This window comes from Thermophilibacter immobilis (assembly GCF_015277515.1).
GTDB lineage: Bacteria > Actinomycetota > Coriobacteriia > Coriobacteriales > Atopobiaceae > Thermophilibacter > Thermophilibacter immobilis.
The window spans coordinates 2,015,909-2,038,456 of the sequence record NZ_CP063767.1 but is presented as its reverse complement, the minus strand read 5'-3'; the positions used below and the strand labels follow the sequence as shown (position 1 = coordinate 2,038,456).

At 56.9% G+C, this 22,548-nt stretch carries 22 protein-coding genes and 2 tRNA genes; 20 read left to right on the top strand and 4 right to left on the bottom strand.

The window, feature by feature from the left end; genetic code table 11:
• Nucleotides 1-155 precede the first annotated feature (155 nt).
• Nucleotides 156-2,525, bottom strand: coding sequence for a glycoside hydrolase family 3 N-terminal domain-containing protein (locus INP52_RS09290; RefSeq protein ID WP_228478335.1), 2,370 nt, complete (start codon nt 2,523-2,525; stop codon nt 156-158).
• 635 nt (nt 2,526-3,160) lie between these two features.
• Here INP52_RS09290 and INP52_RS09285 point away from each other — a divergent pair.
• Nucleotides 3,161-3,961: a PTS mannose/fructose/sorbose/N-acetylgalactosamine transporter subunit IIC gene (locus INP52_RS09285; RefSeq protein WP_194371150.1), complete on the top strand. Its 801-nt coding sequence runs from the start codon at nt 3,161-3,163 to the stop codon at nt 3,959-3,961.
• 17 nt (nt 3,962-3,978) lie between these two features.
• On the top strand, nt 3,979-4,863 hold the full coding sequence (locus INP52_RS09280; RefSeq protein WP_194371148.1) for a PTS system mannose/fructose/sorbose family transporter subunit IID: 885 nt from the start codon (nt 3,979-3,981) through the stop codon (nt 4,861-4,863).
• A 307-nt stretch (nt 4,864-5,170) separates the two neighbouring features.
• Here INP52_RS09280 and INP52_RS09275 read toward each other — a convergent pair whose 3' ends face one another.
• Entirely contained in the window at nt 5,171-6,031 is an 861-nt protein-coding gene (locus INP52_RS09275) for a sugar phosphate isomerase/epimerase family protein (RefSeq protein WP_228478334.1), read from the bottom strand.
• 194 nt (nt 6,032-6,225) lie between these two features.
• On the opposite strand from INP52_RS09275, the gene INP52_RS09270 reads away from it, so the two are divergent.
• The 10 genes from INP52_RS09270 to INP52_RS10215 all read left to right on the top strand — a co-directional run bounded on the left by INP52_RS09270 (nt 6,226) and on the right by INP52_RS10215 (nt 12,656).
• Nucleotides 6,226-6,654, top strand: a complete 429-nt coding sequence (locus INP52_RS09270) for a PTS sugar transporter subunit IIA (protein ID WP_194371144.1) — start codon at nt 6,226-6,228, stop codon at nt 6,652-6,654.
• Nucleotides 6,651-7,118, top strand: a complete 468-nt coding sequence (locus INP52_RS09265; RefSeq protein ID WP_194371142.1) for a PTS sugar transporter subunit IIB — start codon at nt 6,651-6,653, stop codon at nt 7,116-7,118. The genes INP52_RS09270 and INP52_RS09265 overlap by 4 nt, the downstream gene beginning before the upstream one ends.
• Nucleotides 7,119-7,195: 77 nt before the next feature.
• Nucleotides 7,196-8,179 (top strand): SIS domain-containing protein, encoded by a 984-nt coding sequence (locus INP52_RS09260; RefSeq protein WP_194371140.1) that lies wholly within the window; start codon nt 7,196-7,198, stop codon nt 8,177-8,179.
• 201 nt (nt 8,180-8,380) lie between these two features.
• On the top strand, nt 8,381-9,103 hold the full coding sequence (locus INP52_RS09255; protein ID WP_194371138.1) for a GntR family transcriptional regulator: 723 nt from the start codon (nt 8,381-8,383) through the stop codon (nt 9,101-9,103).
• Between the two features lie 368 nt (nt 9,104-9,471).
• The gene (gene mazG / locus INP52_RS09250) at nt 9,472-10,338 is read left to right on the top strand and encodes a nucleoside triphosphate pyrophosphohydrolase (protein WP_194371136.1); all 867 of its coding nucleotides are present in this window, start codon (nt 9,472-9,474) and stop codon (nt 10,336-10,338) included.
• 97 nt (nt 10,339-10,435) lie between these two features.
• Nucleotides 10,436-10,963 (top strand): septum formation initiator family protein, encoded by a 528-nt coding sequence (locus INP52_RS09245; protein WP_194371134.1) that lies wholly within the window; start codon nt 10,436-10,438, stop codon nt 10,961-10,963.
• Nucleotides 10,963-11,985, top strand: coding sequence for a Ppx/GppA phosphatase family protein (locus INP52_RS09240; RefSeq protein WP_194371132.1), 1,023 nt, complete (start codon nt 10,963-10,965; stop codon nt 11,983-11,985). Before INP52_RS09245 ends, INP52_RS09240 begins: the two co-directional genes overlap by 1 nt.
• Before the next feature lie 15 nt (nt 11,986-12,000).
• A tRNA-Leu gene (locus tag INP52_RS09235) sits at nt 12,001-12,085 on the top strand.
• Nucleotides 12,086-12,383: 298 nt separating this feature from the next.
• Nucleotides 12,384-12,456: transfer RNA gene (locus tag INP52_RS09230), tRNA-Glu, on the top strand.
• A gap of 32 nt (nt 12,457-12,488) precedes the next feature.
• Nucleotides 12,489-12,656, top strand: coding sequence for a Rho termination factor N-terminal domain-containing protein (locus INP52_RS10215; protein WP_408647675.1), 168 nt, complete (start codon nt 12,489-12,491; stop codon nt 12,654-12,656).
• Nucleotides 12,657-12,670: 14 nt separating this feature from the next.
• On the opposite strand, the gene INP52_RS09220 is transcribed toward INP52_RS10215, so the two are convergent.
• On the bottom strand, nt 12,671-13,642 hold the full coding sequence (locus INP52_RS09220) for a hypothetical protein (RefSeq protein ID WP_194371128.1): 972 nt from the start codon (nt 13,640-13,642) through the stop codon (nt 12,671-12,673).
• Nucleotides 13,639-14,685: a response regulator receiver protein gene (locus INP52_RS09215; RefSeq protein ID WP_194371126.1), complete on the bottom strand. Its 1,047-nt coding sequence runs from the start codon at nt 14,683-14,685 to the stop codon at nt 13,639-13,641. Before INP52_RS09215 ends, INP52_RS09220 begins: the two co-directional genes overlap by 4 nt.
• A gap of 404 nt (nt 14,686-15,089) precedes the next feature.
• Between INP52_RS09215 and INP52_RS09210 the strand changes: the two genes are divergently transcribed.
• The 8 genes from INP52_RS09210 to INP52_RS09175 all read left to right on the top strand — a co-directional run bounded on the left by INP52_RS09210 (nt 15,090) and on the right by INP52_RS09175 (nt 22,502).
• Nucleotides 15,090-16,304, top strand: a complete 1,215-nt coding sequence (locus tag INP52_RS09210) for an iron-containing alcohol dehydrogenase (RefSeq protein ID WP_194371123.1) — start codon at nt 15,090-15,092, stop codon at nt 16,302-16,304.
• A 348-nt stretch (nt 16,305-16,652) separates the two neighbouring features.
• Complete coding sequence (locus tag INP52_RS09205; protein ID WP_194371121.1) at nt 16,653-17,669, top strand: LacI family DNA-binding transcriptional regulator; 1,017 nt, start codon at nt 16,653-16,655, stop codon at nt 17,667-17,669.
• 302 nt (nt 17,670-17,971) lie between these two features.
• A complete protein-coding gene (locus tag INP52_RS09200) occupies nt 17,972-18,460 on the top strand; it encodes a PTS system mannose/fructose/N-acetylgalactosamine-transporter subunit IIB (protein WP_194371119.1) in 489 nt (162 codons plus the stop codon).
• A gap of 21 nt (nt 18,461-18,481) precedes the next feature.
• Complete coding sequence (locus tag INP52_RS09195; protein ID WP_194371118.1) at nt 18,482-19,240, top strand: PTS mannose/fructose/sorbose/N-acetylgalactosamine transporter subunit IIC; 759 nt, start codon at nt 18,482-18,484, stop codon at nt 19,238-19,240.
• A complete protein-coding gene (locus INP52_RS09190) occupies nt 19,233-20,141 on the top strand; it encodes a PTS system mannose/fructose/sorbose family transporter subunit IID (protein WP_228478333.1) in 909 nt (302 codons plus the stop codon). The genes INP52_RS09195 and INP52_RS09190 overlap by 8 nt, the downstream gene beginning before the upstream one ends.
• A gap of 74 nt (nt 20,142-20,215) precedes the next feature.
• Entirely contained in the window at nt 20,216-21,145 is a 930-nt protein-coding gene (locus tag INP52_RS09185; protein ID WP_194371116.1) for a phosphoglycerate dehydrogenase, read from the top strand.
• A 2-nt stretch (nt 21,146-21,147) separates the two neighbouring features.
• Nucleotides 21,148-21,561, top strand: a complete 414-nt coding sequence (locus tag INP52_RS09180; protein ID WP_194371114.1) for a PTS sugar transporter subunit IIA — start codon at nt 21,148-21,150, stop codon at nt 21,559-21,561.
• Nucleotides 21,562-21,605: 44 nt separating this feature from the next.
• A complete protein-coding gene (locus INP52_RS09175) occupies nt 21,606-22,502 on the top strand; it encodes a dihydrodipicolinate synthase family protein (RefSeq protein ID WP_194371112.1) in 897 nt (298 codons plus the stop codon).
• Nucleotides 22,503-22,548 lie beyond the last annotated feature (46 nt).

Here is a 22,548-nt window from a genome sequence, read left to right as displayed (position 1 = left end):
ATAGAGATCACCTTCTATCTGCGTAAATACAGACAGAAATGCATACTTTCTCGTCTGACTCCCACAAAAGTCAGAACGCGATTGCCGAGAAACACAAGAGGCCGACCGAAGGGGTGCCTTCGGTCGGCCTCAAACCTCGCGAGGACGAGAAGGGGCTACTCGCCGTCGTCCTTTGCGTCATTCGCACCAATCGCGCGACCTGCGCCAATGGCTGCGGCACCAGCGACCGCAGCGGCGGCGAGAGCGGCAAGGGGGCTGGGGTCGCCCGTGTTGGGGACCTTGCCCTTGGGGGTCTTCTTGTCGTTTGCATCCGTGTCCGGCGTGGGATGGGGATTCGTGCCCGGTTCCGGAGAACCACCAGCCGTCACGAGGGCGCCGCGCGCGTCGGTGAGCTCCTTCAGCGCCTGGTCAACCTGCTCTTGCGTGGCATCGGGATCGTCCAGGACTGCCTTCGCGGCGTCGAGGGCGCTTTGCAGCGCGGCGAAGCTCTCGGCGGTGAAGGTGTCCTTCTTGGGAACGACGTTGTCCTCGATGTCCTTGACGGTAGCCGCGAGCGCCGTGGTGTCCACGGTGGTCTTTTCTCCGCAGGGGTCGTACTCGAGCCCAAACCCAAAGGGATACGCGATCGACTCGATATTAAAGTGAGCACCGTTGTCATCCACCACGGCATCGTAGAGGTCGACCGGGAGCTTGCCCTGTGCCCCGTGCCCGCCCATGAGGACCTCGATCCCCGCAGGGATGTTGGGGCCAAAGGCAGTCGCGGGAGCCAGCGCTTCCGTGGGATCCATGCCCATGTTGCCAAACACGGCGGCCACGGCCGGGGCATCCTCATAGACCGCGCAGTCGTACGGCAGAGAGATGCTCATGATTGCTACGGGGACTTTGGCCTCGTTCGCCTTGATCGCGATCTGGGTCGGAATGTAGGTGCTGTAAACACTCTTCAGCTGAGGATTGAGGTTGGACGTCCTGCCAACCTCGGAGATCACTACGACCTGGGTGGCCTCGGACACCTCGGGGAGAATGGCCTCGAGGGCAAGCGCGGGATCGCCATAGGTCTCGGCGTAGTCTATGGACTTGTAGGTGACGTCTTCGGGAATCTTTCCCTCGGCGATGAGGCGGCGCATTGCCAGCTCCATCCCGGGCCTCTCGTTTTGGTATGCCGCGACAAGAAGGACGTGGTCTCCGGAGGAGGGGCACAGCGGCAGGACGCCCCCCTCGTTCTTGACCACGGTGACGGCGTCAGCAGAGACCTCGCGCTCGACGGAGCGGTTCTCGGCGCTGCCCACGGTGGCAAGCGTCTCCGAGAGGGCCGCGTCGATGTCTCCTGCCGTGGAGGCGTAGTCCAGGATGCCGCGCTTCTTCTTGAGCGCGAGAATGCGCCTGACGGACTCGTCGAGGTAGGCGTCGGTGATTGAGCTGTCCTGCTCAAGCGTGTCGATGAGCGCGTCGAGTCGGGGCAGGTCATCGGATGAGGTCAGAGACAGGGGCATGAGCGCTATGTCGACACCCGCCAGGAAGGTGCGCCTCACGGCGTCGATGTAGTCGAAGTTGCTGGCGATGGCCATCATATTCAGGGCGTCCGTGACTGAGACGCCCGTGAAGCCCATCTCGGTGCGGAGGATGTCGGTCATGAAGATGTGGGACAAGGTGGCGGGGAGCTCGATTTCGCCCGTATCGGGATTGGTTGAGGTTGCCGTCCCGGTCTCGACCTTGGGATACTGGATGTGGGCGGTCATGAGCATGTCCGCGCCCGCCTTAATAGCCGCCTTGAACGGTGCGAAGTCGACGGCCTCCAGCTCCTCCTGGGTCTTCTCGATGCGGGGAAGGCCCGTGTGAGAGTCGGTCCCAGCGTCTCCGTGACCGGGGAAGTGCTTTGCAGAAACGGCCACGTTATGGGCTTGCACGCCCTGCATCATGGGGACGCCCAGCTCGGAGACGAGCTCAGGCTTGCTACCTATCGAGCGCAAGCCGATCACGGGGTTATTGGGATTGCTGTTGACGTCGAGCACCGGCGCGAAGTTGACGTTGATGCCCAGGGCCGAGAGCTCCCGACCTATTACCTCCCCACAGTCCCGCGCGTCCTCGACGCTGCGCGTGGCCCCCACGGCCATGTTTCCGGGCAGGCCCGTGCCACTGCCCAGGCGGTATACGATTCCGCCCTCCTGGTCAATGGTGAGGAGCAGGGGGACGTCTCCGAAGGAATTGCCACTTGCATTGCCCACGACGGCGTCCTGCAGACCCCTGCACAGCCGCAGGGTCTGCTCGGTTTCTTTGACATTGTTGGCGAACAGGATGACGCCGCTAAAGTCATATTTGTCTACAATGCCTGCGACCTCAGCGTTCATTACGGTGAAGTCAGCCACCGTGCCGTCCTGAGCCCACTTCCTGAAGTCGGGCATGAGCTTCTGCGCTATCTTCTGGCGGCGGCTCATTCCGGCGAGTACGGCTTCGACGTCTGTGTTGCCGGAACCCTGGGCGCCCTCAGCAAAGGCGGGAAGGGGCGCCAGGCCCAAGCCTGCCGCCACAGCGAGGCCAGCTGCTCCTGCTTTGAGGAATGTGCGACGGTTGATCGAGGGCGAGGATGTTTGTGGGGACGGCGTACACGTCATAAATCTCCTTGGCATGCGACCCGTGTAGACGGGCGATCTGAACGGCGCCCTCACTATAACAGCCTCTTTTTAGGAGGCAGTGTTCCCCGCCAGCGGCTCCGTCACTGGTGGTGGGGGGTGGGGGTAAGTGCGGTGCGGTCATGCCCACGGATTGTCGCCCTTGCTGCCCCCGCCCTGACTTTTGTGAGAGTCGGGGGCTTCGAGTGCATGGAGCCAGTCTTTCAACGGTTGTTTTGTGAAGGTCTATGCATAAATCTTCGCATGATTCCCATAAGAGGCAAAGCATGGGAGAGAGCTGGATTGCTTTTATAGAAGGCGGGATCTGGAAGCAAACGCAGCCAGCAAGAGAGAGTAGAAGATGACCGTCCTATGGGAAGTTAGGAGTGACCGCTTACCGAAATATCTGACCGCTCATCTCCATAAAGGACAAAATATGGCTTAAACATATAAGACGTATATAATGACTAATACCAAAAGAGAAAGAAAGGGGATTGCGGAGATTGTCTTTAGTTATCGGACATGGCGATGAAATAAGTTGGAAGGAGACGTAGATGAACCAGCTCTATGCTGCTGTTGTTGTTGGCTTAGTAGGCGTCATCTGCATTATGGATTCCCGCTTACTTGGGCGTTTGAGTGTCGAACGTCCTCTTATCGGGGCGACGATGGTTGGTATCGTACTTGGAGACATTCCTACCGCACTTGCGGCGGGGGCTACGCTCGAGCTCATGAGCATTGGGCTTATTAACGTGGGCGCATCGATGATTCCCGATATGAATATGGGCTCTATAGTGGCAACTGCTTTTGTCATTCTAACGGGAGCGGGCCCAGAAGCTGCTCTGACAATTGCGGTGCCTGTTGCCATGCTTGGGCAAGCTCTTGGTCTTGCCATACGAATGGTCCTCTCTGCGTTCAGCACGAGGACCGACGCCCTAATTGACGAGGGTAAGTTCACGCAGGCCCTTCATCTGCACATAATCTGGGGCAATATACTTTATGCTCTTATGTATTTCGTTCCCATCTTCCTCGCTATTTACATAGGGACTGATTTTGTCCAACAGCTTGTCAACGCAATTCCCGCATGGGTTACCAGTGGTCTATCCCTTGCAGGCAACATGCTCACAGCCCTCGGCATGGCTTTGCTTCTTACCATCATGCTGACGAAGAGCATGACCATATTTTTCCTGTTGGGGTTCTTTGGTGCAGCATTCCTAGGACTCAACGTGACAGCTATGGCTATTTTTGCCGTGTTGATTGGACTGCTTCTAATGGGGCTGAAATTCCGTGATGGGGGTGCCACCAGAGCTGCGGCACAAGACTTAGACCAGTATGACCCCCTTGAGGATGACGAGTAGCGAAGGGAGCTATTTACATGACACAGGATACTGACAGCCCGATTGATGCCAAGCAGAAGAGTGAGCTAAAGAGCCTTGAACCGAAGCCAGTTTCAGAGAGGAAAAGGCTGTGGCAGTTTTTCTGGCGGACATGGGCCATTCAGAGCTCATGGAATTATCAAGGCCAAATGAACCTAGGTTTCCTCTATAGCATAGCTCCCACACTTGATCGAATTTATACGGATGAGTCCGATCCAGAGATTCTTGCAAGAAAAAAAGAGGCGTATCACCGCCATACCGCCCTATATAACATTACTCAGCAGCTCAACAGCTTTGTTCTTGGCCTAGCCGCATCAATGGAAGAGGAATATGGGCGTAATCCTGAGGATTTTAATCCAGAGGTCATCAACTCTCTGAAGGTTTCTTTGATGGGACCTTTGTCAGGTATCGGGGATTCTCTACTTGAAGGTACACTTCGAATAATTTCCTTCGGACTGGGCGCTTCGCTTGCTGCGCAGGGATCAATTCTCGGTCCTATTCTGGCTCTTATCATTTCGGGTGTCCCAAAAACTCTCATTACATGGTTTGGTGGGAAAGTTGGTTATACGCTAGGCACCGACTACGTCAAGCAGCTCCAAGACGGTGGAATCATGGACCGAGTCATGTATGTGGCGAGCGTAGTCGGGCTGATGACCGTGGGTGCTATGATTGCGACAATGATCGGAATTACCACTCCTCTTGAGTTTCAAGACGGTGCTGTTGTACTTCAGAGCGTTTTTGACGGGATCTTTCCCGCTATGATTCCCTTGCTTATTACATGGCTGCTCTATACCCTTCTAAAAAAGAAAATTGGGCTTGGATGGCTTTTGTCAGGATGTATTGTGGTCAGCCTAGTGTGCAGCTTCTTTGGCCTTCTCGCCTAACTAAATAAGTGGTTCCTAAAGGAGGGGCCCGGCGGCAATCCGGCCCCTCCTTTAGGCCCAGACAACCCATGATTTAGGAAAATATCGTAACTCAAACAAAAGATACGAAGAATTTATTTCTATATATATATTGAAATATTAGATCTAATACTGGAACGGTCCTTGGGAAGCAAGCAGAAATAATGAATAGGAGAGCACTAAACGACTTTATGTGTCAGCGGTGGGGCAGATTTGCCTCCGAGGTAGAGATCCCTAAAGGTCTCTACCTCGGAGGAGGAGTTAAGTGGGAGTGTGCCTCCATCTATGGCTATAGATGCGCCCCATCATCAATGGCTTCATAGGCCCTCTTGTATGTTGCCATTGAACGAGCGTCGGCGGCCTTGGGATTGTAAGAAGCCTGAGCATCAGTGCATTCGACACTCAAGACGCCTCGATACTCGTTTCGAGCGAATTCCTCAATGTCTTGAGCTATATTCCGCTCGCCATCACCCAGGGAGAGATGCAAAGAGCGTTCGCCGCAGTCAACAAAGTGTGAGTGAATAACATCTGAACCAAACGTGTCAAAGTAGCCCTGAATGGTATCACCCGCAGCGACCATGGCACCGATATCAAGACAAACTTTAAGGGCTGGGCAGTCCACTTTTTTAATGAGCGAGTGAAGATCTTCGACTGAATTTGCAATGAGTGATTCGGGAGCACGCAATGCCTCCATTGCGAGATTGATTGATTTCCTCTCAGCGTAGGAAGAAACTCTCTTTAGCATTTCTACGCTGCGCTTGCGCGCTTCTGTTAAGGGCTCGCTATAAAATGCCCACCCGCTTGTTACCAGAACTTGGCTGGCGCCGATTTCTTTGGCAACATCTATGGCTCTAGTAAAGTACAGATACACACGCTCTTGGATGCTTGGATCCTTTGCAGCCATGTTATGGGGTTTGGGGTTAGTCTGCTCAGGGCAAAGACCCATAACCTGAATGCTATATCTATCCATGAGACGAGTTATTTTTGTCACTGGGTCATTTTGCTGATAGTCCATGAAGAAGTGTTGAGGCGCAGTCCATAGCTCGACGCTCTGGAAACCGCACTCGTGTGCGGAGGCAAAGAAATCCTCAAGCTCAAAAAATAGATAATGATGGTTCATCGCCACCAGCTCGATGTGTTTTTGTTTCACAGGTCCCCCTAAGTCGGATTCTATAAACATAGTATACGTTATAGACGTTATATATAGTAGTCTTTACGCTAGAGAGCCAGATAAAAGAGCATTCCGCGAATGGGCCCTTTTGCACCGTGAACGCAAAGAAATAGGCGGGGGTGGACTTATAGGTATATAACATCTATGATGAATAGAATAGATGAGGAGGGATTATGAATCGGCTTGTACTAGCGTCACATGGTGGACTTGCTGAAGGGGCTCGAGACTCCATTGAGATGATTACGGGCGACGTCTCCAAGCTGAGTGTTATTTCGCTCGAACGCGATGATACCGAGCAAATTATTGACAGAACTGAGGCCCTGCTCCGCACATTCGATTCGGCGGACACCGTCTACATACTCACAGATATGCTTGGTAGCAGCGTAACCAATCAGATGATAGAGCTTCACGGGAATCATTCAGCGATTACCGTGATTACGGGTATGAATCTCCCCCTTATTTTAGAGCTGGTACTTTGCGATTATTCGCCTCGTGAGGAGGAACTGGAGGAGATGATTAATCGGGGCAGAGAGGGCATCCAGAATACTGAAGTTCTCATGAGAGCGGCCACACAACAAGAAGAGGGAGACGATCTCCTATGATTAGGCTTGTGAGATTAGACTATCGGCTCGTTCACGGCCAGATTCTGGCTGCTTGGGTAAATCATCTGAGTGCACAGCGCATCATCTTGGTGGACGACACTGCTGCTAACGATCAAATGAAATCCGCAGCGCTTAAGCTGGCAAAACCTACTGGAATTCGTTTAAATATATTTACAGTTGCAAAAACTATCGAAAAGATGCCCAAAATCCTTTCCCTCAATGAGAACATCATGATGGTCTTTGGGACAACCTCCGCGCTAGTGGATGTTTGCAAAAAAACTTCTGCGTTTAATGAAATACAATATGGTGCGACCTTCAATAAAAAGGGATCAATGCAAATTGATGAGAGCGTTTTCTTGGATGAGCAGGAGCAAAACGACACACGCGAGCTGCTTAGTTTAGGGGTTACGATTTATAGCCAACAGACTCCTGCTAGGAAAAAGGTTCCAATTACAAAAATATAGATTCTATATTTGTAGACACGGGTCTATTTGTCGCGGCCACAACGGCCACGTCACCGAATCAGGAGGAGGATTCATCTATGTTTGACATTGATCTCGACCAGCCCAAGCAGATTGTCTCCGACGTTTTGTCCAACCACAAGATCACGAGCGTCGCCTTCGTGGGCTGCGGCGCCTCGATGTCCGAGCTCTACCCGGCCAAGTACTTCCTGGCCAACAACACCAAGACGCTGAACGTCCAGATCTTCACGGCCAACGAGTTCAACTACGACACCCCGGCGTGGCTCGACGAGCACACCTTCGTGCTCACCTGCTCGCTCGGCGGCGGGACCCCCGAGACAGTCGAGGCCAACAAGACCGCCAAGGCTGCGGGCGCCCTCGTGGTCGCCCTCACCCACGTCCCCGGGTCCGCGCTCACCAAGGGCGTCGACCATGTGATCGTTCACGGCTTCGAGGCAAACTACGCCGCCAAGGCCGAGAAGGTGGGCTATGCCCTTGCCGTTGCTCTGGAGATCCTCCAGCAGGTGGAGGGCTACGACCACTATGACGACATGATCGAGGGGTTCTCCAAGGTCTTCGAGGTGGCCGAGAACGCCGCTCAGTCCGTGGGCAAGGTCGCCGAGGACTGGGCCCAGGAGCACAAGGACGACGAGTGCATCTACTTCATCGCCTCTGGTGCCAGCGAGAAGGTCGCCTACTCCACCTCCATGTTTCTCATGATGGAGATGCAGTGGATCAACTCCGGAAACTACAACTCGGGCGAGTTCTTCCACGGCCCCTTCGAGCTCACCGACGACAAGCACAACTTCGTGCTCTTCATGGCTGACGGGAAGACGCGCCCCATGGACGCCCGCGTCCTCACCTTCCTCCAGCGCTTCGACGCGCGCTGCCTCGTCATCGACGCCAAGGACTTCGGCCTTTCCGGCGCGGTTCCCGCCTCGGTGGCCACGTACTTCAACCCGATCGTGCATACGGCGGCAATGCGCGTCTTTGCCGAGCACCTCGCCGACCTGCGCCAGCACCCGCTGACCAAGCGTCGCTACATGTGGAAGCTCGAGTATTAGGTTTCAAGCAAGTGCGGCCTATTGATGGGACGGGTGAAAGCTCGTCCCATTTTTGCTGAGTCGACCAGACCTGCAGACACAACAATCGGGCCCCAGTCTAAAAACATGAGACCGCCTGGCTGTCATAAGACGTGTAGCATACTCCAATAGCTGAAGGACGGCAGACTTTTTGAGCAACTATAGAGAGGCAAAGGAAACAATATGACCGATTTGGGGTCAACCCCTCTTTATCAGCAGATTTATGCGGACATTAAAGATTCCATCGAGAGCGGGGTCTACAAGACGGGAGATCGTATCCCTTCAGAAGCAGAGCTAAGCAAGGAATATGATGTGAGTCGAATAACCGTACGAAGAGCGATTGAGGGCCTTTGCTCGGATGGATTCCTTAACAAGAAGCAAGGGCGGGGCACATTTGTGGGGAAGTCTCGCTTATATCGACGTCTCTCGCAATCGCGTGAGGTGCGCTCATTTTCCTCTATGTGTAAAGATGGCGGGGTTATGCAGGGGGCGCATTTGATAGATCGACAAATCGTGCCTGCGCGCCCCCAGGAGATTGAGTTCTTTGGCATAGAGGAAGGGGCTCTTCTTCTATACATTCATCGCATCAGAACGGCTGATGAGGTACCCGTCCTCGATGAGAATATTTTTCTTCCCTACGATTGGGCAGCCACTTTGTTCTCTATGCCGCTGGAGAATAAATCTATATTTGACACGCTTTATGAGGTGACGGGCAGGAGACCCGTGTCAAGTACCATATGGAGGATAAGTGCCGTGCGCGCTACAGTTGAACAATCCTCCCGCCTGGATATTCCCGTTGGGGACCCTCTCATATATACAATTAATCACTATGTGGACTCAGGAGGGAATCCCGCTTGTATCGGGCGGGATTACTTCGTGGGGAGTCGGTACGAGCTGAGCCTTTAGCCCCCGCATTAAGGAGTACTGTCTCTTTCCTGGACGCTGAAGAGGCACTGTCTGCATGGGGCGTCACTTCTTTGTAGGAAGACGCGACGAGCTTGCCCTCTCGCTCGCAGGACCCTTTCTCTGCAGGGTGTCCTCCATGCCGTCGTTCTGTTGTGCAGCTCCGTCCAATTTATCCTGTAGTGCTGTCCCAAATTCTGACGTTTGTGAGAGTGAGGTGACGGAAAGTGCGCAGAGTTGTCCGCTCAACAGGTATTTCATGGACACTCATGCATAAATCTTCGGTTGTCTCTCACAAAAGTCAGAGTTGCCGAGGACCTGGGGGGATTCAGTCCCGCGCTAGAATGGCCCCAGCCAACGAGAGGAGCACCATGTCCGACGACACCGCCTCTGCCGCAGACCGCGTGGACGCCGAGAACGCCGCGCGCCCCGGCGCTCCGATGACGCACCCTGAGTTCGACCGGCTCGTGCGCACCATCTGGCGACTGCGCCAGCCCGACGGCTGCCCGTGGGACCGCGAGCAGACGCACCGCTCCATCACCAAGAACATGATTGAGGAGGCCTACGAAGCCGTCGACGCCATAGAGGCCGACGACACCGGTCACCTGCGTGAAGAGCTGGGGGACGTGCTCGAGCAGGTCCTTCTCCACGCGCAGATCTCGTCCGATGACGGCGTCTTTGACATAGACGATGTGGCCCGCGAACTCAACGAGAAGCTCGTCCGCCGTCATCCACACGTTTTCGGCGATCTTGCGGCAGCCGCAAACGGCGACGAGGTCATGGACATCTGGGATGACGTCAAGCGTGCCGAGCGCGCGGCGGCAGGGGAGGGGGACGCTCCCGAGCCGGGGATTCTCGACTCTGTGCCCCACTCTCTGCCCGCCCTCATGCAGGCGCAGAAGATTTCCAAGCGCGCGGCTAAGTCAGGCTTTGAGTGGGAGACCGTGGACGACGTCTGGGACAAGGTCGCCGAGGAGCGCGTGGAGTTTGAGCGTGAGGAGCCGGGAACCGACGCTCGCTCCCTTGAGTTCGGTGACCTGCTCTTCGCCCTGGTCAACGTTGCGCGTCGTGAGGGAATCGACGCCGAGGAGGCTCTTGCCGCTTCCAACCGGAAGTTTCGCGCTCGCTGGTCGCGCATGGAGGAGCTTGCGCGACAGAGTGGACGCGAGCTCGATTCCCTAGGCACGACGGAGCTTAACGTGCTCTGGGGGCGTGCGAAGCAAGAGGAGATGGCCTGACCTTCTCGTTGCGCGCGGATGCGTCTGGTATAAAAGAGGAGGGCGCGACCTCGTTGCGCCTGGCTTTGCCCAAACGATCAAGAAACGAAGCTGTGGCATGAGCGAGTCTTCCTCAAAAATTACGTCAGGCGTGCGCGCCGGCCGCGCAGCCGCGCGCCCCTCGCTTGACTCGACGGGTCGCATTCCGGTGGGGAGCACGCGCGCGTCGAAGCCCCCGCGCAAGAAGGTCTCTCGCGCGGGCGAGAAGGTCGGCGCCCTTTCTGGTCTGGTCCGGCGCTTCCGCGTGCCCCTTATCGTCTTTGCCGCTCTGGCCCTGGTCGTCGTGGCGCTCTACGCCCCCGCTCAGGGGCTGTACGTCGCCTGGAGAGACGGTCAGAGTCTGGGCTCGCAGATCTCTGGGCTCGACCAGAGCAACGACGAGTACCAAAGTGACATCGAACGCCTGCAGTCGCGCGAGGGCATCGAGGACGAGGCGCGCAAGAAGGGCTACGTGAGCGAGGGCGAGACGGGCGTGGTCGTGGAGGGCATGGACGAGGACGACTCCACTAGCCAAGACACGACTGCGACGGAGCTCCCCTGGTACCTGAGCCTGGGCGACTTCGTCTTCCAGTACCAGGCGCAATGATGCGACGCATTGCCTGCATCGACATCGGGACCGTGACCGCCCGTCTTGCCGTGGCTGACGTCGAGGGCGGCCGCGTGGTGCGCCTTGCCAAGCACTCCGAGATCTGCAACCTCGGTGAGAACGTGGACCAGACGGGGGAGCTCAAGCAGGAGGCCATGGAGCGCGTCTTTCTGTGCGCGCGGGGCTACGTCGAGTCCGCTCGCGAGGCAAAGGCCGAGGTCGTCTGCTGTACCCTGACGAGCGCGGCGCGTGACGCCAGAAACGCGCGCGAGCTAGGAGCCGCGCTGGGCTCAATCGGACTCGAGCCAGTGATCATCCCCGGTGAGCTTGAGGGTACCCTCACGTTTCTGGGCGTGGCCCAGGACTTTAGGGGCAAGCGGATTATGGTGGCCGATAACGGAGGCGGCTCCACCGAGCTCGCGCTGGGCTCCTTGGGTACTGACGGAGCCTTCGACCTGGGATTTGTTACGTCTGTTGACGTGGGGTGCCGACGCGTTACGGAGAAGTACCTCTCAGCTGGGCCTCTGCCTTCTGCGGATGACCTTGCCGCTGCTCACGAGTTTGCGGCTTCGGCCTTCAGGGGCGCTGTCGAGAGGGGCGGCCTGCGAGCTGCGAAATCCGCGCGCTCGGACAAGGACGCCCCTGCCGCTCCCGAGGAGCTCGTCGTCTGCGGCGGCACCGTGACCAGCCTGGTGGCGATTGACGCGCGGCTCGATCCCTACGATCCCGCGCGCGTTCATCTTGCCACGCTCTCCCGGAGTCGGGTCGAGGAACTCGAGGCGCTTCTCGCCGGCTTGACGGTGGAGGAGCGCGCCGCGCTGCCAGGCCTGCAGGAGAAGCGCGCCCCCGTGATGCTGGGCGGGGCGGTGGCCGTGGCGGAGCTCATGCGCCAGACGGGCTTCGAGCGGCTGGTGGTCAGCGAGTCCGACCTGCTCTTTGGCTTGGCGCTCGCGGCGGCTGCCGAGCTCTGCGGCGTCGAGTCTCCCGTGGTCTGGAAGCCCGCTCTGCGTCCGCTGCGCTAGGATGTTCATAGACACGGGGGCGTGGCGGAATTGGCATACGCAGCGGACTTAAAATCCGCAGCCGAAAGGATTGTGGGTTCGAGTCCCACCGCCCCTACCATCACCTCTTTTCGGGTTTGGGTTCTCGGAATAGGCTTTTTTTGGAGCCCTGCTCGATTCATTCATGTTTTCTGAGGTAGTGCCATCAAATCGTTACTGGGGCGAACCCAAACTCGAAGTTGAGTTTGGGTTCATCGGAGGGGCTCGGCGGATATAGGGGCATCTGCCATCTGGTCTTTTCTCGATTCTCTTCTCGAATCGTCTGTCACGGAGAACCCAAACCCGAAAAGGGCCCATGTGCTGCTTCGAAAAGACACCTCGCGAATCCTCCGACGGGCGTCTGATATACTCTGCCCTGCGTCCCCATCGTCTAGTGGCCTAGGACACCGCCCTTTCAAGGCGGTAACACGGGTTCGAGTCCCGTTGGGGGCACCCGACTCGTATTGCACGGGCACTCACCTGGGGTGCCCGTGTTTTCCCTTTCTAGGGGCTTTCTCGCTACTAAGGAAAAGGCGGAGGACCTGCCCGACCGCACCGTTGCTGAGCTGTGCCACCGTGCAAGGGAGCTCGGGCTGCACGGCTACTCCAAGCTACGCAGGGCGGAGCTCATCAACCTCATACGAAATAGCTGACACGGCAGATGGCTCTACCAGTCCAGGTCGTTCTCCTCAGCAAAGCGCTCGGCGGAGCGAACGAACCAGTCATGATCCTGACACCAGCCGATGAAATCGGGGATGTCAGCGATGATGGGCTCTGCCTCTCGCACGGCGAACGTGCCCTCCTCGAGTCCGCCGGGGCTCACCTTGGGTCGGTCGGGGAGATAGATCTCAACGTAGGCGGGACGTAGCAGCGCGTAGGCACCTCCTACGTTGAGTTCGTCGAACCCGCGCAGCGCACGGCGAGCGGCGCTCATCCGGTTGAGCTTGTAGAGCAGGATCGTGCGCGCGAGGTGCAACCAGGGACTTCCCTGGCGAGAAAACCGTGCGTCGAGCGCATCAAACCCAGGCTCATCCTCGAGGCGCGCCAAGGCAAGCGCGTAGGTATGACGCGCGCCCACCGGATCGCTCGGGGAGGCGTCGATCACGGAGGCTGCCGCGCTCGCAGCCATGCGGAAGCGCGCCCCGTCCAGACAGGTCCGCGCCACGGCAGCGCGCAGCCTGAGGCGCGGGCGGCAGAAGACGTCCGGCCAGAGATCGGAGCTCGGCGCGGCATCGATGGGCAGGTCCTTGGCAACCGCCTGCTCCAGGCCAATAAGCTCCTCGAGCAGCGGGTCGGGGTCGAGGTCGCTTGCAAGGATTCGCACGAGGCGAGCGTCTAGGCATTTCTCGTCAGTTGTGGACACCTCGGCGCAGTGTTCGGCAAGGGCCGAGAGACGCCGGGTTCGCGCCGCCTGGTAGGCCTCGTCATCCAGGAGATCTTCGTCGTCCAGGCTCTCGTGGTAGGCGTCAAGTGCTTGTGCGAGCCCAAGGAATGCCTGTTCGGAAGGATCGTCGATAAATGACGCGGGGTCGTGGCGCACCGCGAGCAAAAGCTCTGCATAGGCCTCGTCGGAGAGGGGCCCAATCTTCTCGCGCCGATGTGTGGCGCAGCGCTCCACCAGCTCACCCCAGGCGTTCACGAGCTCTGCGCCCCCTCGTTGCGCCCCATGTGCAGGGCCTCCTCGGTGGCGTGCGGGTCCATCCGCGCGACCTCGCGTGCAATCCAGGAGCCGAGGACTCCCTTGCCGCTCCTCGCGCTACCCTCCTGCAAAAGGACAATGCCCTCGCTCACGGCAAGGATGAGCTCGTCCTCGCTGTAGGGCGTTACACGCAGCCGGGCGAACTCGCCGTCAGGAAGCTCGCTCTGGCGAATGAGGGCCGAGCCGGTTCCGGGATAGGTCGCGAGGAGCCGCGCGAGCTGCTCGCGCGCAGAGGCAAAGTCGCAGCGCTTGTGGGCAAGGGAGATGCGTGCCAGCGTAATCCAGGCGTCGTCGGCCGGACGCAGCGGGCAGAGGGACGCGTAGCGTCGGGAGAGCTCGCTCAGCCCCTCCTCGTCCTCGAGCTTGGCGAGCGCGTAGGCGAGCGTAAAGCGAACGTCCGAGGTGTCGTGCGGGTCCTGTGCGAGAAGCTCCTCGGCGGCGGCGATTGCATCATGGTTGCGCCCGCAGATCAGGGCCTCCTCGGCCATCGAGGCCAGCCAGCGCCAGTAGGGACGCAGGGCGATGTCGGCTGCGAGCGTAGCGCGCTCGCCGCTCAGCCCCCCGCGCGCCTCGTCGCGGATCTTCTCGCATGACGCACGAACCTCCCTGACGTGTCCCGCAAGAAAGCGATAGCGGGCGTCGACGGTCGGGGCCTCGGACGAGGAGCGCATCCTCAGCGCGTCGTGGCAGGAGGGGTCAAGTCGAAGCGCCTCGTTCAGGAAGTCCTTCCCGCGTTGGATGAGCTTCTCGGCCGCCTCGTCGGTGGCAAAGGGGAGCTCGTAGTCGATGACCTCGGCCGCTAGAACGACCAGGTGGAAGGCTCGGTCGGCGTCAGACTGGGGGAGGCTGTCGCGATCCTGCGCGAAGCGGCGCCCAAACGACGCGAACGCGCGGGTGGCGGCAACGGGGTCACCTGCGTCGAGCTCGCGGGCGAACCGCAGGCTCAGTCGCTGGTAGTCCTCGCGTTTTGGGTCGTGCGCCATCGAGCCTCCTTTCGGACTTCCTATGGTAGCCGAGATGCCCGGGACATGCGGCGTGGCTCCGCTGCAGTGGCCTTCCCAGGGAGTTTCTCTGAACCGCGGCTCTTTGAAGGTCCGTTGGTGGTTTCGGGTCGCTTTTTCTCCTCGAAAGGTTGGAGATACTTAAAGAATATGATGTGGTGAGATACGAGGGGATTGCGTTTCGACGCCTCTCTGAGAATGCAAAATGAGGGATTGTTGCCAAGGGATTTCTGATATTCTAATGGGGTCTGAGCTGTCCGTACACCGAGAGTTACCTACCGTGCGCCGAAAGCCCAGGAGATGACCGTCTCGTTTGCCAAAAACGGGGGATTCCCCCGTTTTACATTCCGTCGCGGTGGCGACGGCAGAGAACCGGAGGAGAACGTATGGGACAGTTTACCAATCCGCGCGACCTGTACTTTGGCGAGGGAGCCCGCCACGAGGTGAAGAAGCTCAAGGGGTCTAAGGCCCTGATAGTCACCGGCGGGGGCTCTATGCGCCGGGGCGGCTTCCTGCAGGAGGTCGAGGCCGATCTCAAGGAGGCGGGCTTCGAGGTCCAGATCTTTGAGGGCGTTGAGTCCGACCCCTCCGTTGACACCGTCATGCGCGGCGCGAAGGCAATGGAGGAGTTTGGTCCTGACTGGATCATCGGCATCGGCGGCGGTTCTCCGATTGACGCGGCCAAGGGCATGTGGCTCTTTTACGAGTATCCTGACGAGACCTTTGAGGAAGCCGTTGTCCCGTTCAGCTTTCCCACGCTGCGCACAAAGGCCCGCTTCTGCGCGATTTCCTCGACGTCCGGCACCGCTACTGAGGTTACGGCCTTCTCGGTGATCACGGACTACGAGAAGGGAATCAAGTATCCTCTTGCCGACTTCAACATCACGCCGGACGTGGCCATCGTCGATCCCGAGCTCACCTACACCATGCCCGTCAAGCTGTGCGCGCACACCGGCATGGATGCCCTGACGCACGCTATCGAGGCGTACGTCTCCACGGCGAGCTCGATGTTCACCGACGCCAACGCACTGCACGCCATCCGCGAGATCGTCGAGTGGCTGCCCGCATCCTACCAGGGAGACCACGAGGCTCGCGCACACATGCACGAGGCTCAGTGCCTTGCCGGCATAGCCTTCTCCTCGGGCCTGCTCGGCATCGTGCACTCCATGGCGCACAAGACGGGGGCCGCCTACTCCGGGGACCATATCATTCACGGTTGCGCCAATGCCATGTACCTGGGCAAGGTTATCCAGTTCAATGCCAAGGACACCCGGGCCAAGACTCGCTACGCCTACATTGCCCACGAGATCCTGCACCTCCCCGGCGAGACGGAGGACGAGCTCGTGGCCGCCCTGGTCCAGAAGATCCGCGACCTCAATGATCAGCTCAACATTCCCCAGGGCATCAAGAACTACGGCAAGGGCGGCGTGAAGGCCGACGAGTCCATCATCGACTACGACGAGTTCAAGGCCAAGAAGGCCGATGTCGCGGCCAATGCCCTGCTCGACGCCTGCACGGGCTCCAACCCCCGCCAGCCCACGCAGAAGGATATGGAGAAGCTTCTCGAGTGCGTCTACAACGACGAGGACGTTGACTTCTAGATCGTACATCTGACTTGTGTGGTATGGGGGCTGGGACCTGCGGGTTCCGGCCCCTTTTCTCGGTGCTTGCCCCTCGGCATCTCCCTCCCAGGATTCTGACTTTTGTGAGAGTCAGCGATTGCTTTATGCATCGCATCCAGAATCCCCGCAGGTGGTGAGAGTATTGCATACACTCTCGAGCGTGCTGCTTTCTCGCGCTTGTCGGTAGCGTTCGATGAACGCGCCGCAGCGTTCCATCGGTCAATGAAGCCTCGATTGATTTCATGAGAGGGCTGTTACCTGCTAATTCTGGCACCTTATCTTGTAAGATGAATACACTTAGCAGCAGGAAAAAGGCAGTGAGGGCACATGCGGAGCAAAACAACGCTGAAGGATATCGCCAATGAGGTCGGCGTCTCCATTACGATTGTCTCTGGTGTGCTCAACGGTCACCCCGTGCGCGTATCTGAGGAGAAACGTGAGGAAATCGTACGCGTGGCAAAGGAGCGAAAGTATCTTCCCAATCGCATTGCTCGGAGTTTGGTCTCTCGGCGTTCTAAGACTTTTGGACTTATCATCCCCAGCATAGAGAGTCGCACCTACACTTCATATACGAAGAATCTTGAGGGGCTCTGTCAGAAAGAGGGCTTTGGGCTGTTTATTGCCAATACGAACGACCGGCTTGAGCGCGATCTTGCGACCATGGCCCAGCTCGTTGAGCGAGGCGTGGATGGCATCTTCTTTGTTCCTAGCAATGAGTCGTATGAGAGCAAGGAACTCATCTATGTCCTGGAGGATCTCCCTGTTCCCTACGTCATGGTCAACCGCTATCTGGTGAATTATAGGTGCGATCGTGTCTACTTTGACAACGAGCGCGGAGGCTATGAGGCGACCAAGCTACTTTTGGATAATGGCCATACAAAAATCTGTTGTGTAGCTAATACAAGTGGGTCCAATACGGGTCGTGCAAGGTTTCGAGGCTATGTGGAGGCTCTTGAGAACCATGGTCTTATCCTGAGGCCCGAGTACCTTATCGAGAGTAGCTATACCATGCTCGGCGGGTATGAAGCAGGTGAGAAGGTCCTAAAGACCGATACAACCGCCATCGTAGCGGGGAGTGACTACATCGCTCTTGGTTTGCGAAGGGCCCTGCAAAAGAGGGGTCGACGTGTGCCGGAGGACTACTCACTTGTGAGCTTTGACCAAAGCGAGTCAGACTTTCTCGTGGACCCTCCGGCAACTACGGTCATCCAGAACATGTCAGAACTCGCGCGACGCTCATTTGAACTGATGAATCGTCGTCTAGCGGGCGAACAGGGCGATCCCATCGAGATTGTGCTGGACGTCTGCATTCGACTGGGTGATACAGTCCGACCATTGTCATAGGCGTTCCAATACCGGTTACCGATAAATTTGGTCCTTTCGCGGTAGCGATACCTCCTATTCATAATCCATGCCTTTTAATGGTGCTGCACCAGTAGGTTTAACGTTAAATCAAAAGAGAAGTTGGGTGTGATTACCAAAAGGTTGAAAGAGAGAAGTCGATTTCCCCGCATTTGACGGAAGAGAGAGGAAACGGGTGCAGTTACTTGGTTTAACGTTGCACCTCAGAGGATTACAAGAGGAATTTGACGGTGGGATGCAGAGAACAGTGTCGAGATAGGTCAGGTTTTGTAGAAAGGGGATTCATGGGCGTAGAGCTGACAAGAGTCGACTACCGACTTATCCACGGGCAGGTGATCACTAATTGGATGAGCTTTTACAACATCAATAAAATCGTGACAATTGATGACGACCTGCGTAACGACTCCTTTATGCAGGATGTCTTTAAGATGGCAGCTCCAAAAGGAGTAAAAATCGTCATCGTATCTGCGAATGAGGCGGTGGCAGCCCAGTCAAATGGGGAGCTTGATTCCGGTCGTGTCATGCTGCTGCTTAAAAACGTGCAGGCACTCAAGACCGCAGTTGACGCAGGTGTGCAATTCACGCGCGTCCAAATTGGTGGCCTTGGTGGGGCGGCGGGACGAAAAGCGGTACACGGGCCCATAACGCTTGACCAGAGGGACCTGGACACCCTTCTCGAAATCCAAGCGACTGGGGTGGAAATCTACTTTCAAACCACAACCGACTACCCAGTTGCCTCGCTCGAAAAAGTCGCTGAAAAATTTAATCATTAAATAGAGCTGGGGGAGGAAGCAATGAACGATGTTCTCCGCGCGGTTCTCGTAGGACTGGTGTACTGGGTCTCTATGGGACGAGCTTTCTATTACTTTTCCTTTGCGTTTCGCAAACCCGTCGTCCTCGGTGTCGTCATAGGCGCGATTTACGGGGATGTCCAAATGGGACTGCTCCTGGGCGCAAGCATCCAGCTCATGTATATGGGCGGCATTGAGGCTGGGGGTAACATCCCCTCCGACCAGGGGCTTGCCGCTTGCATCGCCATTCCGGCAGCGCTGGTAAACGGACTTGACCCGGGTACGGCCGTAGCATTGGCGGTGCCGTTCGGTGTCCTTGGAGTCCTCATCAACAATGTGCGCAGGACGATCAACTCCTTCTTTAATACTAAGGGTGACCAGCTGGTCGTCGAGGGAAAATACGATGCGCTTGCTAAGTTTTCGTTTCTCATCCCCTGGCTCGCGAACGGGGTTCTGTATTTTACCCCGGTCTTTATCGCCACGTTGGTAGGCCCCTCCGCTGTTCAGGCCTTCCTTGATGTCATACCGCAGTGGGTAATGGGTGGGCTTAGTAACGCGGGCAATATGCTTCCCGCCCTCGGTTTTGCCCTGACGCTCGTGGTTATGGGCAAGAGGCACTACCTTCCCTTCTTTGTCCTGGGCTTCTTCCTCTACGAGCTCCTTGGCTTCTCGATGCTTACGGGAGCTGTCATTGGTCTGTGCTTCGCCATGATTGCGTCTCTGTTCGTACAGCACAACGAGAAGGAGGTTCTTGATGTCTAACGGAGACAGCGCTAGGGGACAGGAAGAACCCGTTATGGATCAGAAAGCCGTACAGGACAGCATAGAGAACGTGATGAAGTCTGAGAATGTTTCTGCTGTTACCAAGACCGACCTGCTCAAGGCTTGGTGGAAATGGTGCCTCGCCGTCGAGGTTCCGGTAAGCTTTGATCGTATGCAGGCGCTTGCGTTTTCCTATTCCATGAATAAAGTTCTGCAAAAGCTGTACAAAAATGATCCCGATGAGCTCAGGGCTGCTTTTGAGCGTCACACGTCCATGTTTAACACGAACTGTGACTGGGGCAGCGTTATCCATGGCATCGTGATTTCCCTCGAAGAACAGCGCGCCAATGGAGCTGAGGAAATTACGGCCGACATGATTCAGTCAATCAAGATTGGCCTTATGGGACCCCTTGCGGGTATCGGCGACTCGGTTGATCAGGGGATAGTGGCCACTATTCCCCTGGGCATATTCGTTCCGATGGCCCTGCAGGGCTCTGTTATCGCGGCCTTTATTCCTGGCCTTGTTTACATCCTCTGGTCATGTGGATGGTCTTGGTTCTTGTTCCAAAAGGGATATACGCTGGGCCGTGAGGCCGTGACCGAGATTCTTCATTCGGGGGCCATCAAGCGTGTTATTGATATCGCGAGTATTCTCGGCATTTTTATGGTGGGATGCCTCTCTGCTTCCTATGTGAAGGTGAGTACGGCTCTTGAGTTTACGAGCGGCGGAGGGACCACGACGCTTCAGAGTATTCTGGATGGCATGCTTCCCGGCCTGCTGCCCTTCTGCGTTGTCATGGGCATGTACCTCTACATCACAAAGCGCGGACCAAAGTATCTACGTTTGATTATCTACACCATGGTCATTGCCATCGTCCTGACGGGTCTTGGTGTTCTTTAGGCATTTTATTCGCGCCCCGGGGCGTCGGCTTTATCAGCGTAAGCCGACGCTCCGATGGGCAGAGAGGAGCATTCATGAAAGTTCTCATCACGCCCCGTGGGTTTGCCAAGTATGGGCTCGATGAGGTCAAGCGGATGGAATCCAAGGGACTCGAGGTGGACTACAACGACACTGGCAGGGCCTATTCGCCAGAGCAATTCCTTAAGAAGGCGACCGATGCCGACGCCATTATCGTCGGCGTTGACCGGATGGGCGATGAGGTCATCGACATGTGCTCCCACCTTAAGGTGATTTGTAAGTTCGGAGTGGGGACCGACAACATCAATGTTGCGCATGCCGCTAAGAGGGGAATTTTCGTGGGGCGTACTGTCGGATCAAACTCGCTGTCCGTTGCCGAGCATGTGGCCGCGCTCATGTTCGCAGACGCCAAGAATCTGTGGCCCGCGCTTCGTGAGGTTAAAGGCGGAGGATGGGGTAAGCCGACAGGGACAGAGCTTGCTGGAAAGACGCTAGGTATCGTAGGATTTGGCGCTATCGGGAAATGTCTCTCGCGAATTGCCGCGGGAATCGGCATGCGTGTTAAGGCCTATGATGCCCTTGTTGTGGATACAAAAACAGCAGAGGAGTACGGCGCTGAGATAGCGAGTTTCGACGATCTTCTCGAGGGCTCCGACTATGTATCTCTTCATGTCCCCTTGCTTGAGAGTACGCACAACTTGATTGCTGAGCCAGAACTCAAGCTTATGAAAGCCAACGCATGCTTGGTCAACGCCGCGCGCGGAGGGGTCGTGGATGAAGGCGATCTTTACAACGCCCTCATGAATGGGGAGATTCGCTCCGCATGTTTTGACGTGTATTCGAAAGAACCCCCCGCACCTGATGACCGCCTGCTCTCGCTCGACAACTTCCTGCTCACTCCCCACATTGGCTCAAGGACCAATGAATCGGAGGCACGTACCTGTGCCGTCTCCACGGGTGTCGTGCTCGAGCACCTGGGCCTCTAGGTATGGCAGACAGGAAACGTATGAAAATTGTTCTAGGAACGCATGGAAGGCTTGGCGAAGAACTCGTGAAGTCCGCCGAGATGATACTAGGAAAGCTTGAGGGCATCGAGGTCGTGTCTCTCATGCCGGGGATGTCCTTCGAAGATTTCACGTGCCTGGCTGAAGAGAAACTCGCTGCGGCTCATGGTGAGCGCGTGATTGTGCTCGTCGACCTCTTAGGGGGAACTCCTTCCAACGTCTTCTCCGCCCTGACGCGTAAGTATCAGTGCGATGTAATTACGGGGGTGAATCTGCCCGCGCTCATCGGGCTCTACATGAGTCTTGACCAGGGGAAGTTCACTGCAGAGCTTGTGGATGAGGCGCTGTCTCTCATCAGGGAAAGTGCGGTTCACACCAATGAGCTCTTGGACACATAGGAATACGTCGTTTTGCGGAAGGTCTCTAGGAGAAAGACAGTGCTATGACAACTTTTTCTGGTGTCATCGTTCCCATGGTCACCCCGTTCAATCGTGATGAGAGACAGACCATCAATTACGAGGTGGCCGAGCAGCTCATCGACAGGCTTGTCTCTGCGGGTGCCTCGGGCATCTTCGTCTTTGGCTCTAACGGAGAGTTCCATCTTGTGGGCCACAAGGAGAAAGTCGACTTTTCTCGCCATGTCATAGAGTATGTGAGAGGGCGCGTGCCCGTGTACGTGGGAACGGGTTCCTGCTCTACGTATGAGGCATGTGAGCTGTCGCGTGAGGCGGAGGCCTTGGGGGCATCGGCGCTCTCGGTCATTAACCCCTACTTCATGGGCATCACCTCCAGGGAGATCGAAAGCTACTATGAGGATGTCTCGGCAAGCGTAAAAATTCCAATTATTCTCTACAACATTCCCAAATCCACAGGCATGAATTTGCCGGCTGGCATTGTGGCCAAGCTAGCCCCGATCGATAACATTAGAGGTATTAAGGACTCTTCGGGAGACATGGACAATCTCGCGAGTTACGTACGTGCCGCAAGGGGACATGACATGGATGTGCTCGTAGGGTCTGATGGAAAGATCTCGGAGGCCTACGAACTGGGGGCATCCGGGACAATCGCCGGTACGGCCAATCTCATCTGTGATGTGGTGGTGACCCTATGGAATGCGCTCAAGAGAGGTGACACTACCGCTGTCACGCGTCTTCAGGCGGACATCGAGCCCCTTCGAGACGTTCTTCACCTAGGCTCGACCCCCTCGATGCTCAAGCGCTCCCTCGAACTTGCGGGCGTGCCCGTAGGCCCAGCTCGAAGACCCGTGGGCGAGGTGCCTGCCGGGCTCGACGATTCCATCAGGGTCATGCTCGATCATTATGGTATTGCACATGCGTAGGGGCATTCAATGATGACCTTACGCCCTGGTGCACAAGACAAGGAGA